General features: G+C 61.7%; 15 protein-coding genes and 1 pseudogene. 15 read left to right on the top strand and 1 reads right to left on the bottom strand.

Annotation, left to right across the window (positions count from 1 at the left end; genetic code table 11):
* Positions 1-30: 30 nt before the first annotated feature.
* The 10 genes from GGQ64_RS12710 to GGQ64_RS12665 all read left to right on the top strand — a co-directional run bounded on the left by GGQ64_RS12710 (position 31) and on the right by GGQ64_RS12665 (position 7,731).
* Entirely contained in the window at positions 31-465 is a 435-nt protein-coding gene (locus tag GGQ64_RS12710) for a P27 family phage terminase small subunit (protein WP_183804728.1), read from the top strand.
* Entirely contained in the window at positions 443-2,191 is a 1,749-nt protein-coding gene (locus GGQ64_RS12705; protein ID WP_183804726.1) for a terminase large subunit, read from the top strand. The genes GGQ64_RS12710 and GGQ64_RS12705 overlap by 23 nt, the downstream gene beginning before the upstream one ends.
* On the top strand, positions 2,148-2,546 hold the full coding sequence (locus GGQ64_RS12700) for a hypothetical protein (protein WP_183804724.1): 399 nt from the start codon (positions 2,148-2,150) through the stop codon (positions 2,544-2,546). Before GGQ64_RS12705 ends, GGQ64_RS12700 begins: the two co-directional genes overlap by 44 nt.
* Before the next feature lie 3 nt (positions 2,547-2,549).
* Positions 2,550-2,978 carry a hypothetical protein gene (locus GGQ64_RS12695; protein ID WP_183804722.1) on the top strand — a complete coding sequence of 143 codons (429 nt, stop codon included), beginning with the start codon at positions 2,550-2,552 and terminating at the stop codon, positions 2,976-2,978.
* Positions 2,979-3,008: 30 nt separating this feature from the next.
* Positions 3,009-3,941, top strand: coding sequence for a phage tail tube protein (locus GGQ64_RS12690; RefSeq protein WP_183804720.1), 933 nt, complete (start codon positions 3,009-3,011; stop codon positions 3,939-3,941).
* Positions 3,938-4,132, top strand: coding sequence for a hypothetical protein (locus GGQ64_RS12685; RefSeq protein WP_183804718.1), 195 nt, complete (start codon positions 3,938-3,940; stop codon positions 4,130-4,132). The genes GGQ64_RS12690 and GGQ64_RS12685 overlap by 4 nt, the downstream gene beginning before the upstream one ends.
* A complete protein-coding gene (locus GGQ64_RS12680) occupies positions 4,132-4,551 on the top strand; it encodes a hypothetical protein (RefSeq protein WP_183804716.1) in 420 nt (139 codons plus the stop codon). Before GGQ64_RS12685 ends, GGQ64_RS12680 begins: the two co-directional genes overlap by 1 nt.
* A 71-nt stretch (positions 4,552-4,622) precedes the next feature.
* On the top strand, positions 4,623-4,913 hold the full coding sequence (locus tag GGQ64_RS12675) for a hypothetical protein (protein WP_183804713.1): 291 nt from the start codon (positions 4,623-4,625) through the stop codon (positions 4,911-4,913).
* On the top strand, positions 4,913-6,808 hold the full coding sequence (locus GGQ64_RS12670) for a phage tail length tape measure family protein (protein WP_183804711.1): 1,896 nt from the start codon (positions 4,913-4,915) through the stop codon (positions 6,806-6,808). Before GGQ64_RS12675 ends, GGQ64_RS12670 begins: the two co-directional genes overlap by 1 nt.
* Positions 6,784-7,731 (top strand): C40 family peptidase, encoded by a 948-nt coding sequence (locus tag GGQ64_RS12665; RefSeq protein ID WP_183805484.1) that lies wholly within the window; start codon positions 6,784-6,786, stop codon positions 7,729-7,731. The genes GGQ64_RS12670 and GGQ64_RS12665 overlap by 25 nt, the downstream gene beginning before the upstream one ends.
* On the opposite strand, the gene GGQ64_RS12660 is transcribed toward GGQ64_RS12665, so the two are convergent.
* On the bottom strand, positions 7,732-8,112 hold the full coding sequence (locus GGQ64_RS12660) for a hypothetical protein (RefSeq protein WP_183804708.1): 381 nt from the start codon (positions 8,110-8,112) through the stop codon (positions 7,732-7,734). It lies immediately after the preceding gene.
* A 181-nt stretch (positions 8,113-8,293) separates the two neighbouring features.
* Between GGQ64_RS12660 and GGQ64_RS12655 the strand changes: the two genes are divergently transcribed.
* The 5 genes and pseudogenes from GGQ64_RS12655 to GGQ64_RS12640 all read left to right on the top strand — a co-directional run bounded on the left by GGQ64_RS12655 (position 8,294) and on the right by GGQ64_RS12640 (position 13,859).
* The gene (locus GGQ64_RS12655) at positions 8,294-8,533 is read left to right on the top strand and encodes a hypothetical protein (RefSeq protein WP_183804706.1); all 240 of its coding nucleotides are present in this window, start codon (positions 8,294-8,296) and stop codon (positions 8,531-8,533) included.
* A pseudogene (locus GGQ64_RS28290) lies at positions 8,533-8,913 on the top strand (DUF6950 family protein); the annotation flags it as partial. The gene GGQ64_RS12655 and the pseudogene GGQ64_RS28290, both read left to right, overlap by 1 nt.
* A gap of 58 nt (positions 8,914-8,971) precedes the next feature.
* Complete coding sequence (locus GGQ64_RS12650) at positions 8,972-13,030, top strand: phage tail protein (RefSeq protein ID WP_183804704.1); 4,059 nt, start codon at positions 8,972-8,974, stop codon at positions 13,028-13,030.
* Positions 13,031-13,036: 6 nt separating this feature from the next.
* Complete coding sequence (locus GGQ64_RS12645; RefSeq protein ID WP_183804702.1) at positions 13,037-13,459, top strand: hypothetical protein; 423 nt, start codon at positions 13,037-13,039, stop codon at positions 13,457-13,459.
* Positions 13,449-13,859, top strand: coding sequence for a hypothetical protein (locus tag GGQ64_RS12640; RefSeq protein WP_183804700.1), 411 nt, complete (start codon positions 13,449-13,451; stop codon positions 13,857-13,859). Before GGQ64_RS12645 ends, GGQ64_RS12640 begins: the two co-directional genes overlap by 11 nt.
* The last annotated feature ends 644 nt before the right edge of the window (positions 13,860-14,503 follow it).

Genomic DNA, 14,503 nt, shown 5'->3' with positions numbered 1-14,503 from the left:
GTTGAAGCCATCCCGAAGGGATGAGGTGACATGACCCTAACCAGTATCGTGGGTTCCGGCGCTGTCGTGTCGGAGCCGGAATGGTCGCATCTGTTCAACGACGAACTGGAGCAGACCGCAGCAAAGGAACACTGGCGCATCGTGACGACGGAGCTCAAGGAGCGCCAGTTGCTCGCGGCAGCCAATGGGCATTCGATCCAGCGCCTGGTTTGCGCCTACATCATGTTCGATCGCATGTATCGCGAGGTTGCTGAAAACGGCGTGGTGACGAAGCCGCGGCGGGGCAACAGCAAGGCGATTGCGCGTATCAGCCCATATTTCACGGCCATGCGCGAAGCCGGATCTGACGCCGCATCGCTCGAGGCCGAGCTCGGGATCTCTCCGCGTCGGCGTGGCTCGGCGACGAAGATCGATCGCAAGCAGCCGAAACCAAGGGCGGCGGATGCCTACACCGGTCGAGGTTGAAGATCCAACCACCGCCTGGGCACGCGATGTCGTGGAAGGGAGGACCGTTGCTGGCGAGTTTGCGATACGCGCTTGCCGGCGCCACCTCGACGACCTGGAGAACGGCCACAAGCGCGGCCTGGTGTGGCGTCCGGAGAAGGCAGCCCATGCGCTCGGGTTCTTCCCGGCAATGCTGACGGTGACGGCTGGCGCCAAGGCTGGCGAGCCGTTCAACCTTCCGAGCTACACCACGTTCGTCGTCGGTTCGCTGTTCGGATGGTTTCGGAAGGAAAGCAGCCGGCTCCGGTTCCGCACTGCGTGGGTCGAGGCAGGCAAGGGCCAGATCAAATCGCCGGTAGCTGCCGCCATCGGCCTTTACACGCTGGCCTATCGTGGCATCCCGCGCGCCGAATGCTACGCGATCGCGAAAGACCGGAACCAGGCGAACGTCCTGTTCGGTGATGCCGTCGCGATGGCGAATGCCGAGATGCCCGACCCGGCCTATGAAGGGGAATCCCTCGTTGGCCGCGGCGACGTCCTGCCGCGCGGCACGGGCGACATGACATGGATGCTTGAGCACCCGGCGACAGGATCGAAGTTCAGGGCGCTTGCAGGTGACGAGAAGGTGAACGGTCCCCGGCCGTCGTTTGTGGCGGCGGACGAGATCCACGAATGGAAGTCGGACGGGTCGCTCAAGACGTGGCGCTCTGCCGGCGCGAAGATGCCGGGCGATTTCCTGCTCTGGATGAGCACGAATACGCCGGCCGCCGACCAGATCATCGCCACCGAATGGAGCGAGACGCATCAGCGCATCTTGCGCGGCGAGGCCGATGACGATTCCGCCTTCGCTTTCATCGCCAGGGTGGACGCCAAGGACAAGCCGTTCGAGGACGAAAGCTGCTGGCCGAAGTCCATGCCGTGCCTCGGCATCACATTCCCGATCGAGAACGTCCGGATCGAGGTCAACTCGTCGCGGCACTCGGTGGGGACGCGGCTGCAGACGGAAAGGCTCTACTTTGGAGTGCCGGTCGGCTCGTCGGAATACTGGATCGATTTGGACGCCTGGGAAGGTGTTCAGCAGAAAGTCGACCTGAGGCAGGCGAAGCGTCGGACAGTGTTCCTGTCGCTCGATCTGTCGAAGAAGAACGACCTCACAGCGCTTGGCGTCGGCTTCCGGGACGATGACGACGTGCTGCACGCTACTGTCCGGTACTGGAAGCCAGAATACAAGCTCGCCGAACGGGCCAAAGAGGACCACGCGCAATATGTCGAGTGGGCGGCGGCAAAGCTGATCAACGCTGTGCCGGGTCGCTCGATCGAATACGATTTCGTGTCGACCGAGGTCCAAAAGCTCGTCAACGACTTCGACGTCGAGGTGATGGTCGTCGACCCGGCATTCCTCACGGATTTCCGTCAGGCGTGCGACCGTATCGGGCTCGAAACCTGGGTGTGGTCTCCGGAGGAGGAGTATGGCTCCGGCCTCAAGATCATGATCCACGGCCAAGGCCGGATGGGGATGCAGTCGAAAAAGGCGCTCTGGATGCCCCGCAGCCTCCAGCAGCTCGAAGACATGATCCTGACGAAGCAGATCGCGATCGACGAGAGCCCGGTGACGAAGTGGTGTTCCGGCAACGCGGCTATTCAGGCCGATCCGCAGAACACCCGTCAAAAGCGGGCGGTTCCGGAATTCCTTCATCGTCATCGTGAACCGGGCGATCGTCACCAATTTCGACGGCATCGGGCCTGAGGACGAAGTGATCATCACGAACTTCCAGCCCTACATCCGCAAAGCAGAAAGCGGCGTCCTCGGCACGAAGCGGTTTGCGATCTTCGACGGCACCAAGCGGGCGCTGGCAAGAGCCTTCGGCAATGAGGGGCGCAATTCGTCGGCGTTCAGCTTCGAGACGCGTTGGCTTGAGCTCGGTTCGGGCCTCCATCCTGACATCCCGTATATCCTCAAGGGAGGCACTGTAGGCGGTGTCGCGGCCACGAACCGCCGATCCAGTGCGTTCAGGGCTGGCCGCACCACGCTCGCCCCGCGCAGGGACCGGCAGACCGGTATGCCGATCACCTATCCCTCCGTCGTCATCAATCAGGTCTGACACATGGCAAGTCCCGCAACGTTCGACGCCTTCGAGAACCGTTTGAAGACGGCTTGGGCGGCAACCGCGCTCGTCTTCGAAAACGAGTTCGCGCAACACCTGCTCGATGCCGGCGCGCCGTTCGTCTTCGTCGAGGTCTACGGAGACAGCTACGCGCAGGAGACGTTCGGAGCGCCACAGGCGAACCAGTTCCTCGAGGAGGGCGTGGCCTACCTGCATGTCATGACCAAATCGGGCGAAGGCAGCCGTCAGGCGCGTGTCTGGGCGAATGACCTCCTGAACCTCTTTCGCGAGCAGCCGATCGGCTCGTTGTTCATGCCGGAAATGTCGATCGGAGCGGGTGAACCCGGACAGGACTTCCCCGGATATTTCTCCATCGCGGCGACCGTCCGTTGGTATCGCCGCGATACCACCAGCCTCCCCACGCCGTAACGCCGGCACTCTCAACCATAGGAGATTACCATGACCGTAGCTGACGGCTCACAGGTCCGCCTTGCCGACGTGACGGAAACCGTCATCGGCACCACACCGACGACCCCCACGTTCCAGACCATGCGCTATGTCTCTTCGGACATCCGCATTTCGAAGCAGACCGACATTCCCGACGAGATCCGCGCCGACCGCAACGTCGCGTCGATCGTCGACGTCGGCCGGATGGTCCAGGGCACCATCAATACGCTGCTCTCCTACGGAACCTATGACACGTGGTTCGAGCGGCTGCTCTGCGCGAACTGGGCGACCAACGTGCTGAAGAACGGCGTGGCGCACCAGGCGGGCACGCTGGAAAAGATGTTCGAGCAGGGCGCGACGGACACGTTCATCCGCTACGTCGGTTGCCGCTGGAACACGCTGGATCTTCGCCTTTCCTCCAAGCAGTCGATCGGCGCGAACTGGGGCATCATGGGTATCCGCTCGCCCGCTCCGACGAGCGCGATCCTGTCTGGTGCCACGTACACGGCTGCGACCGATACGCCGGTCATGAATGCCGGCCTGAACGTCTCCGCCATGTCCTTCACCGGCATTGCCAACGCGCCGAAGGTGCAGGCGATGAACGTCAGCATCCGTAACAACATCTATGCCAACGACGTCATCGGCTCCTACGAGCCTTATTCGCACGGTCTCGGTCGCTTCGAGGTGACCGGCTCACTGACGACGCTGTTCGAGAACATGGACACCTACAAGGCCATCCTCGATCATGACGACGTGGCGCTCTCGACGACGCTCACCGATGAACTGGGCAATTCCTACGCCATCGCCTTGCCGAAGGTGAAGCTTCTCGACGGCGGGCCGACCGTAGGCGGCAACGGCCGGGCTGTGCTGCTCGAGGTGCCGTTCCAGGCGCGCTACGACAGCACGTCGGGCGCCTCCATCACCATCACGCGGACGCCGGCATGACCAGGAAGCGTGAACTTTCGTCCCCGACGCCTGCCGAAACCTTTGTTCCGGCGGTTTCATTCACCGGCTACCCGGATGGGAAAACGCCGGTCCAGTTCATCGCCGGGGTGGAAAGCGCCCCGGTATCGGCCGAGTTCGCGCAGTTGATGCGTGAAAAGGGCCTCGTCTCCACTCCCGAAGGTGATCTCTGATGGTCGTAAAGCTCTCCTCTCTCAAGGCAGATCTGAAGCGCGAAGAAAAAGGCGACTGGATCGAGTTTCCGGACTGGCCCGGCGTCGAGTTCAATGTCTCGTCGCTCCACCTGCCGGCCTACCAGACCGCCCGGGATATCCTCTTCAAGCGGCTGTCGCGGCAACACAAGAAGACGGCGATCCCTTCCGCGGTCATGGTAGGGGAACTCGGAAAGCTCTATGCCAAGCACATCCTGCACGGCTGGCGCGGCCTGGACGTCACCTATTCCATGGACAAGGCGCTGGAGATCCTGGCCGACCCCGAGTACCGCAACGTTGTCGCCGCCGTCGAATACTGCGCCGGCCAGGTGTCCGAGACGGATATCGAGTTCGTCGAGGACGAGGTGGGAAACTCCGCAAAGCCTTCCGCAGCCGCATAAAGCGGGCGGGGGCGGTTGCCTTCTACGACTGGCTCGACGAACTGGCTGCAGCCTTCCCGGATGAGGAATGGTTGCAGCCGGAGGGAGACGACGAGGAGTTCGAGCCGGAGCACTGGCACGAGCTCTATTTCCGCGCCTTCGACGCGCTTCAATACGACCGCTTCTATGGGACTTTTGGGGGCGAGGGGCCGATCAGCTACCTCGCCCTCAGCCAATATGCGCGCGACCACTCCATCCACGGCGACGATCTTCGCCACTTCCACCTGTTCATGAACGCCGTCGACGGCGAATGGCTGAAACTCCAGAAGGAGAAGGCCGACGCCGACGATCGCCAGAAAAAGCAAGATGAGGCGAAGCGGTAATGGTCACTGAGGTTCGCAGTCTTCGCGTCGTCGCCGACATGGACGAGAGCGCCTACACGGCCGGCGCTGCCCGCAAGGTGGCTGCCGACAAGGCCATGTCCGCCTCTGGCAAGGAGGTCGTTTTCCAGTTTACGGAGACCGACCAGAAAGTGAGCCAGACCGGCAATGTGCTTGCGCGGCTGTCGCGGCAGTATGTCGACGGCTTCGCCTCCGCACAGCGCTTCAATGCCGCCATCAACCAGCTAACGCGCGGCGTCGAGCTCGGCAAGATCGAGATGACGCAGGCGACCGTCATCCTCGATGGCATCTACAAGCGCTACGGGTTGATGGCCGATGCCGCGCAGATCGCGCAGCGCGGCCAACTGGATCTTGCCCGCGCTGTCGAGCAGGCCAATACCCGCTTGGCAGCGCAGCAGAAGATCACACCTGCGAACCAGAACGGCGTCCTCGGTCAGCGACCGGCGAACCTCAATCCTGGGAGCTTCCAGACCGCCAACATCGCTGCGCAGTTCCAGGACATCGGCGTAACCGCCGCCATGGGCATGGCGCCGCTGCAAATCGCCCTGCAGCAGGGCACGCAGTTGTCGATGGTGTTCGAGCAGATGAAGGCGAGCGGGCAGAGCGCCGGGTCGGCCCTGGCCGCCGCCTTCGCCTCGGTTGTAAGCCCGCTCTCGCTTATCACAATCGGTCTTGTGGCAGGTAGCGCCGCGCTGATCCAGTATTTCATGACCGCGGAGAGCTCTGCCGAAAAAGCGAACAAGCTCCTGAAGGAGCAGAACGACATCATCCGCAATGCCGCCAAGATCTGGGGTGATGCAACGCCTGCGCTCAAGGCCTATGTCGATGAACTCGATCGCGCCGACAAGCTGAACCAGGGCCGCGAGGCCGGCGGGGTGCTTGCCACCAAGATCCTGGAGGAAACGTCCACCAAACTCGACGCTCTGCGCGACAAGGCCGTCTCGGCATTCGCCGCGCTGCGGGCGCGACCGGGTTCGGACGACACCGTGCGTGCGCTGGGCTATGCCTGGGACGATCTGAGGGAACGTGTCACGGCCGGCACGGCGACGGTTGCCGACTTCGACAAGGCCAGGAGCACGCTTGACGACGCCATCACCAAGTTCGGGCTACAGGCTCTCAAGGATTTCAGCGCCAGCATCGATGATGTCTCTTCGGCCTTCTATCGTAGCTTAGAGGCGGCAAAGGAGGCGCGAGGCGAATGGGCCGCGGCGACAGCGGGCGCCGCCACCGTTCAGGACATCCTCAGCAATCGGACGTTCACCGACAACGGCCGCACCTATCGCGATACCGACTTCGTTCCGCGCGCCACGCCGGTGCCGGAGCGCCGGCCGCTCTACGAACTCGACCGCGACCCCGATCGTGCGACGATCACGAATTCGGACGGCGTCACTGTCGGTGTGCCGATTCCGGAACGCAAGCCGTCTCCGCTTGCCGGCGAACCGGACAGAAAGGCGGAGACGGAAGCGAAGCGCGCCGAGAACGCTTATCGCGATCTGATCAAGACCGCCAACGACCGCGTAGCCCAGATGCAGCTTGAGGCCGAAGTCTCGGGACAGGCGGGTATTGCAGCGCAGGCGCTCCGGTTCGAGATGGATCTTTTGCAGAAGGCGCAGGACAAGGGCCGCGAGATCACCGCGCAGCAGCGCGAAGAGATCAAGGGGCTTCGGCCGGCAGTGGCGCAGGCGGTAGCGGCGTCGCAGGCTCGGTCGTGGGCTCGATCTTCGGTTCGCGCGGATCTAGCACTGCTGCCGGTACCACGCGGATGTTCAACCCGGCAAATTCGAACGTCGCCAGCCCCGGTGGCGCCGTCGATCTCGCCGGTGCGCTGCTCGGCTCGACTGAGACCGCCAATGTGTCGCAGATCAACAGCTTCCTGAAGCAGGGTGGCGTCGACATCGATGCGGCGCGCACCGCCTGGTGTGCGGCCTTCGTCAACTCGTCGCTGCAACAGGTCGGGGTCGATGGCAGCGGCTCGCTCCTCGCGAACTCGTTCCAGAACTGGGGCAGCCAGGTTGACCCGAGCCAGGTGCTCCGCGGCGACGTGCTTCTGAAGTCGAACGGCCTATCATCCATGCAGACGGGCGGCCATGTCGGTTTTGCGACCGGCGCGACGCGAATGTTCAACGGGCAGTCGCAGCTAGAGATGCTGTCGGGGAACTATAGCAACGGCGTCGGAACCGACTGGTTCAACGCTGTCGATCTGCAGGTGCGTCGCGCGACTGACGCGTCGGATGCGCTGGCAAGTCTTGCTTCGACCTCAGCCGGCGCGACGCAGGGGCTCGGCCAGTTCGGGTCCGGCCTCGGCGCATTGGGAAGCAATCTCGCCGGCCTCTTCCCGGCGGCTCCAGGTGGTGGCGTCAGCGGCGGCGGATTGGGCACCTTGCTCGGAAATTTCTGGGGCAATCTGACCAATGGCGCAGGAACGCAGTGGGCTGCGGCCGTTTCCGGAAGCCTGCTGCCCGGTCTGTTTGCCGATGGAACACAATCGGCGCCGGGCGGGCTGGCCATCGTCGGAGAGCGCGGCCGCGAGCTTGTCAACCTGCCGCGAGGCTCACAGGTGGTTCCGAACCACAAGACCGAGCACCTGCTTTCCTCGGCGGCGAACAGCAATAGCGCCGGTTCGGTCAAGGTCGACGTGGAGGTCTTCATGAAAAAGGATGGCACGCTGGATGCGCATGTCAGGAAACTCTCTCGCGAGGAAAGCGCCAGCACCGTCCAGCAGGGGCTTGGCGAGTACCGCCGGAATGGCGTGCAGGACGACATCAAGCGCTACAACGACGACCCGCATGCGAGGGGATAACTACTTCTTGCCCCCGTCGATGATGGTGAGCGCAGGCGCATTTGGGGATTTGCTTGAATTCAAGAGATAGTCGATCCGGTCAATCGTGACCTGAAAGCTCCAACGCATGCGGTCGAGTTCGACGGCGGAAATTCCTGTCTCTCCAAAATCGGTTTTGATCAGCATTGAGGCGTAGTCGTCTCTGCTCGACTGCAGCAGGTAAATGGCGGCCTCGGACGCGGCGCTGTCTCCAGCCTTCAGGGCCGATAGCAGGATCTTGGCGATAATCTGATCGGCTATACGCTCGTACTCAAGTTGCCGGATGCGGCTGGAGAGACCTGACACTTGGTCTGCGAGAAAGTGGATGGCTTCGGCAGGTGCTCCGGTGAATGTCTTTTCCATGTCATGCCCAATGCGCGGGGATGCTCCATTGCATCGCCGCGGCCGCATATCCCATTAACGAGTTAATTTCCAGCAAAGGTGGCGCATGGCTCTAACCTTCCCCCTAACCGCCCCGGAGTTCGCTGACAAGCTCCGCATCCAGTCCGTGCGCTGGTGGTTACAGGAGCACCAGGAGGCGTCATTGACGGGCGGGGGTGACTTCCTGGTCGCCGACCTCGCGCCGCGTCTGTGGCGGGGCGACGTGACGCTTATCCAACTCGATTGCGTGTCGCACAGCCGCATGCTGACCCGGACGAACCCTGCGAAGAAGTCGCACGAGGCGCAAAAGCTCCGGTCGGGCGACAAGTTCCGCCAATACAACACCGTCGCCGGCCAGTGGCAATACTGGTGGGGCGAGCGTGAAGGCGAGACGATGGGGTGATGCCGATGGAAATCGTTCGCAAAGACGACTGGTATTCGAGCCTGTCTACCTACATCGACGGCGCTTTCCGCAGGCCGTTTGCCTATGGCGAGTTCGACTGCACGCTGTTCGCGGCCGGCGCCGTCGAGGCGATGACGGGGGTCAATCTCTACGCCAACTTCCTCGGCCGCTATCGCACGCTGCGCGGCGGGATGCTGCAGTTGAAGACGCTCGGCTTTGACAGTCACGTCGACTATGCCGCCTCGCTCTTCGCTGAGGTCCATCCTGCCATGGCGCAAGTCGGAGACATCGCCGTCATCGATACCGAAACCGGCCACGGCCTCGGCATCGTCCAGGGCTCGCGAATCTATGTCGCGCAGCCCGGCACGCTCGGCCTCGGCGTTGTTGATCTCCTCCATCCGCCGCCGCTGGCTCTCTGCGTAACGCTCCGGGTTCTCCATGAAATTTCTGGTTCTCCTTCTGGCCGCCTGGTTCGTCCTGGCGATGCCTTCGGCTGCGCATGCCGATCCAATCACCGCGCTTGTGACGGCCATTGCTTCGGCGATCGGCGGCCTCGGTGCGTTCGGGCAGGCAATTTTCGGCCTGGCGCTGAAGATCGGCGCCAGCCTCCTGGCGAAGGCGATGACGAAGGAACCGGACCCTGTCGGCGTCCGGGGGCAGATCGAGGTCGGCGGCGACAATCCTATTTCCTTCATCGTGGGGACATACGCCACGACCGGGCAACTGGAATATGTCGGCACGTTCGGAACGGCCGGGAAAACGCCGAACGCCTATCTGACGCAGGTGATTTCGCTCGGCGATCTGCCGGTCAATGGGCTCGTCGATCTGTTCGTCAACGGCGAAAAATGCACGATCGACTACGACGAGACCAAGTATGGCGACTGGGGCTTTCCGGTCACCGATTTCGAGGACGACGGCGACAACGCGCTGTGGATCAAGTTCTATGACGGGACGCAGACCACCGCCGATCCACTGCTGATCGCCGAATTCGGGGATCATCCCGAACGCCCGTGGACGTCCGACATGCTCGGTCGCGGCGTGCCCTACGCCATCGTCACGGCGCAGTTCAAGCGGGACGTCCTGACGGGCCCGCCGCGCTGCACCTTCGTCGTCGAGGGGATCAAGCTCTACGATCCTCGCAAGGATACGACGGCCGGTGGCTCCGGGGCGCACCGGTGGGGCGACCGCAGCACCTATGAATGGTCGGACAATCCGAAGGTCATCCAGTACAACGTGATGCGCGGCATCTACTACGGCGGCGAGTGGGTGTATGGCGGCCAGGGGATGCGCGCGTTCCAGTTGCCGGTTTCGTCGTGGTTTGCCGCCATGAACGAATGCGACCGCCTGGTGCCGATCAAGGCCGGCGGCACGGAAATGAACTTCCGTTGCGGCTTCGAGGTGAAGGGCGATCTCGAGCCGATCGAACTTTGCCAGAAGCTGGACCGCGCCTGCAACGGCAAGACGGCCGAGAACGGCGGCATCTACAAGACCGTGAGCGGCAACCCCGGAATGCCTGTCTACTATTTCACCGATGAAAACCTCATCGTCTCCGAGCCGCAGAGCTTCAATCCGTTCCCCGGCCTGGAGAAGGTCTACAACGGCGCGCATGCCAGCTATCCGGAGCCTGATGAGGCATGGGCCGCGAAGGATGCGCCGCCGCGCTACCGGGCCGACCTCGAAGAGGAAGACGACGGCCGCCGACTGATCGCCAACCTCACCTATGAGGCCGTGCCCTACAAGCGCCAGGTGCAGAGGCTCATGCGCGCGGCGCTTGAAGCGAACCGTCGTTTCCGGTCGCATCAGGGCGTGTTCGCACCGGCGGCCAAGCTTCTAGAACCGCTGGACGTTATTTCGTGGACGTCGGCGCGCAACGGGTACGACAACAAGCGTTTCCAGCTCGGCGCGATCGATGACCTGAGCAACGTCAACCAGTCGGCCGCGTTCTCGGAACTTGATCCGGCCGACTACGACTGGTCAACCGACTACGAACTGCCGGACAGCGTCGGACCAATCGGCCGCGTCAAGCCCCAGCCGCAGGTTCTGACCGGCTTCGGCGTGTTCCCTGACACGGTGAAGGATGCCAACGGCAACGATCGCCGGCCCGCAATCCTGCTGGTCTGGCCCTGGAATGCGGAAGATGTTGCTATTCGTGCCATCGCCTTCCAGGTGCGCCGCGCCGACGATGAAAAGAAGGTTTTTGTCGGCCGCTTCGACCAGCCTGAAGATGGGCAGGTGTTGCTCGCCCCGTTCTCGCTGGTGGGGAACGAGGATTACGAAGTCCGGGCCAAGTTCATCACGAACAGCAACACCGAACTGTTCGCCTGGAGCACTTGGCAGCCGGTGACCACGCCCGACGTGCAGTTCATCGCCGAGGACATTCTCGATGGCGCGGTTGTTGCGTCGAAGATCGCGGATGCGGCCATCACTGCTGCCAAGCTGATGGACGGTGCAGTTGAAGAACTCAAGATCGCCGATCGTGCCATCAGCACCATCAAGGTGAAGCTGAGCGCCATCAAGACTGAGCTGGTCGACAATGCGGCTATCGTGCAGTCGAAGATCGCCAACGCGGCTATTGGCGATGCGCAGCTTGCGGCTCTGGCTGTCACTGCTGGTAAGATCGCAAACAACGCGGTCACCACCACGACTATCGCAGATGACGCGATCACCACGCCCAAGATCGTGGCCAGTGCCATTGTTGGTGACAAGGTGGCGGCAAACGCCATCACCGCGGGTAAGATCCTGGTCAGCGATACGACCGATGTCGTGATGAATGGCCAGTTCGCCGGCGGGTCGGGTGATGGCTGGAGTGGCTCAGGTTTTGCCGGAGTAGTTCCCGGCTCCAATCGCTCGGGAAAGTCTCCCTATATCGGCACTCTCGCTGTTGATGCGTCCAACCAGTCCGCAAATTTCACGCTCAACGTGCCTACCAAGGAGGGTGATGAATACTATGTGAGCATGGATGTCGCCGGTGGCGGGTCCCCTCCGACCTTGAATGCCCAGCTTCAGGTCGCTTGGAACGACGAAAGTGGGAGCCAGCTTTCCACCTCAAACATTGTAGCACCCTCGACGGGTGCGGGTTGGATAACTGCAGCCGGCATAGTGGTAGCGCCGGCGGGGGCTGCTGCTATTCGTCGGCTTACCGTTATTCGGCTGGGAACCTCTACTGGGCAATTCGCTTTCTTCACCAACGTCTCGATGCGCAAGCGCAATACGGCTGAACTGATCGTGGATGGTGCGATCATCGCCGACAAGCTTGCGACGAACTCGGTCACGACGAGCAAAATTGTAGCGGGGGCAGTCACTGCTACCGAGATTGGTGCTGAGGCTGTTACCACGGTTAAGCTTGCGGCCGAGGCCGTTGTTGCGGCGAAGATCGCAGCCAATACGATCACGTCCGACAAGATGGTGGCGAACTCGATCACCGCACGAGAGCTCCTGTTGGTCGACTTTGAGAACGTCATCCCGAACGGGTTCTTTGGCACGGCTGTCGGGACACTGGACGGATGGGATACCATCTCCACTAACATCTCTGTGGTGCAAGGCACCTCTAGGTCCCCAGCACCTTCGCCTTTCATCGCTCGGTACGAGGCCACCGCTACTCTTGATCTGATGGCCACCTCGCGGACTATTCAATGCTCACCCGGTGACAAGTTCCACGCCCAGTTTGACTATGCCGGCAGCGGCGGGTCCATCGCCGGGACGTTCCAACTGCTGATGAATTTTAGGGATGCCGCTGGTGCATCCATTGGCAACGGCACCGTGTCCGCGACCATCAGTTCTACGGGTTGGGCTACCGCCAGCGGCGAGATCACGGCGCCAGCGGGCACGGTCACCATCGGATTTGTTCAGATGCGGCGTGCCGCGGGCAGCACTGGCGATGGCGCTGCCTTTGTGGCGAACCTGCTTATCCGTCGCAAGAAGAACTCTGAACTGATCGTGGATGGGGCGATCATCGCCGACAAGCTTGCGACGAACTCGGTCATAACCAGCAAGATCGCGGCCCTTGCCATCACCGCAGCTAAGATCGCCACTCGCGTTATTACCGCGGATAAGCTGATCCTCGGGGGTGTCACCTACGAAGAGATAGGGAACAATGAAGTCACGGTTACTGCGACGGCCTATACGAACTCGATTACCACTATCTCCGTTACCAATAGCTGGGCGGGCATCGGGTCCGTGACGCTAGCCCATGGTAACACCGGAGGTAAGGTGCTTCTTAAGGGCATCTGTACCCACAGCGCCGACATCCCGAAATTGCAGGGAGACTTCCCCCTAGTCGATATGCGCTTTGTGGATAGCAACACGGGTAACATTATCGAGACTTTCACCAACATCTATCCCTATGGGACTTGCCAAATCTACTCGGCCTGGTCTCCCCCGAGTGGTCGGACATCTACAACCTTCAACTGCCAGATCCGTATTGCCTCGGCGAGGACGACCACTCTTGATTTCGACTTCCGCAATCGCTTCGTGGAAGCAACCGCGCTTAGGAGGTAAGCACCCATGGTGCAGAACACGAACCAATCATACTACTCGATCTACGACCCGGAGACCGGGGAGGTGATGTGCTCTGGCCTTTGTTCCCCTGCGGACAGTGTGGCTAACCAACTCGACGGGTGGCCTGATCACTACGTCTACTCGGAAGCGGTCGACGGCGAGACGCACTATATGGTCGCAGGCGCGCCGGAGCCCCGCCCGACACTTGCTGGCGCCTTCAGCTTCACGATCGCTGCTGACGCTCAGGAGGAAGTGACGGTTCCCCTGCCGGTCGGCACCACTATCACCTTTCGGGGCGAGACGGACGTTACGGCTGACGATCTGTTCGCCTTCACCACCGATATTCCCGGCCGCTACGTTTTCGATTTCGCTCCGCCTTTTCCCTACATTCCCCGAACCATCACCATCGAGGCGACCTATGCGGTTTGACGTTCGCGATGATCTGTCGACGCTGAAGCTGAAGCTGCAGGCGGATATCGATCGAGGCGCCGGGGAAATCCGGCTGCTGTTCATCACCGACGCGCCCGGACAGGACATGATCTATCAGGAGAAGCGGCGCGAGGCGGAGGCTCTGCAAGCCAACCCGGCTATAGCGCACGAGCTTACGCCGCATATTTCCGGCGAGGCAGCCGCATTCGATGTGACGCGTGCCGAGAAGGCAGTTGAGATCCTCGCGCAAGCTGCCGCTTGGAGTAGCGTTTCCGCCATGATCGAGACGCGACGCCTTTCCGCCAAGGCTGCCGTGCAAGCCGCAACTTCAACTTTCGCTGCACGTGGCGCTGCAGACGTCGATTGGACCGATATCGTCGCCGTTGCGACATCAGACTAACAGGATCACCAGGAACACAAACAGCGCCGCAATTCCGAAGACTGACAACTCCACAAACCCGTCATACATCGTTGCATCCTCCATGGACGACGTCACTAAACGCCGTTGCCCAACTGAAGTTCCCTCGCATCAAAGAAATCATCATGGACATGGCCAGGCAGGATTTGCAGCTCATTAAAAGCAAAAAAACTGTGACAGAGAAAAGCCCCGCTCGGGGAGAACGGGGCTCAGTCTCACGCGGGCTTTGTCGCATCTTTATACGGTATCAAAAGCTGCAACATTTCAGCGCCCTATCATTCTACCTCTTTTGCATTCGTACAACCACCATCCGCCAGTTGTTCGCTGACGGCCACCGACGACCGGTGGCCCGTGCAACGGCGCATGAAGCACAAAAAGAGCCCCGCGGGGGCCACGGGGCTCTCATTGTCACGCGCGCGTCTCAATCTGTCGCAGTTCCGTCCGACAGACCCTAGCTGAGACGCGTCCGCTTAGGATGAAAGATACACCCAGCACAATCGCCGCTCCACCTGCGCGCGGTTGCGTATAGCGCTGGGAGGGGAAGGCGCAGGTTCCCCTCTTGGCGGGAGGGAAAGCCTGCGCGAGTGCTCGAAGTGCGGTCGAACGCTGTCCATTTAAGAGGCTTA

Source organism: Mycoplana azooxidifex (assembly GCF_014196765.1).
Classification (GTDB): domain Bacteria; phylum Pseudomonadota; class Alphaproteobacteria; order Rhizobiales; family Rhizobiaceae; genus Mycoplana; species Mycoplana azooxidifex.
This window is presented reverse-complemented; position numbering and strand designations above follow the sequence as displayed.

Excerpts from the sequence above, each read along its gene's own strand:
- GGQ64_RS12710 (WP_183804728.1), top strand. The coding sequence starts at position 31 with ATGACCCTAACCAGTATCGTGGGTTCCGGCGCTGTCGTGTCGGAGCCG.
- GGQ64_RS12705 (WP_183804726.1), top strand. The coding sequence starts at position 443 with ATGCCTACACCGGTCGAGGTTGAAGATCCAACCACCGCCTGGGCACGC.
- GGQ64_RS12695 (WP_183804722.1), top strand. The coding sequence starts at position 2,550 with ATGGCAAGTCCCGCAACGTTCGACGCCTTCGAGAACCGTTTGAAGACG.
- GGQ64_RS12690 (WP_183804720.1), top strand. The coding sequence starts at position 3,009 with ATGACCGTAGCTGACGGCTCACAGGTCCGCCTTGCCGACGTGACGGAA.
- GGQ64_RS12685 (WP_183804718.1), top strand. The coding sequence starts at position 3,938 with ATGACCAGGAAGCGTGAACTTTCGTCCCCGACGCCTGCCGAAACCTTT.
- GGQ64_RS12680 (WP_183804716.1), top strand. The coding sequence starts at position 4,132 with ATGGTCGTAAAGCTCTCCTCTCTCAAGGCAGATCTGAAGCGCGAAGAA.
- GGQ64_RS12670 (WP_183804711.1), top strand. The coding sequence starts at position 4,913 with ATGGTCACTGAGGTTCGCAGTCTTCGCGTCGTCGCCGACATGGACGAG.
- GGQ64_RS12660 (WP_183804708.1), bottom strand. The coding sequence starts at position 8,112 with ATGGAAAAGACATTCACCGGAGCACCTGCCGAAGCCATCCACTTTCTC.
- GGQ64_RS12650 (WP_183804704.1), top strand. The coding sequence starts at position 8,972 with ATGAAATTTCTGGTTCTCCTTCTGGCCGCCTGGTTCGTCCTGGCGATG.
- GGQ64_RS12645 (WP_183804702.1), top strand. The coding sequence starts at position 13,037 with ATGGTGCAGAACACGAACCAATCATACTACTCGATCTACGACCCGGAG.
- GGQ64_RS12640 (WP_183804700.1), top strand. The coding sequence starts at position 13,449 with ATGCGGTTTGACGTTCGCGATGATCTGTCGACGCTGAAGCTGAAGCTG.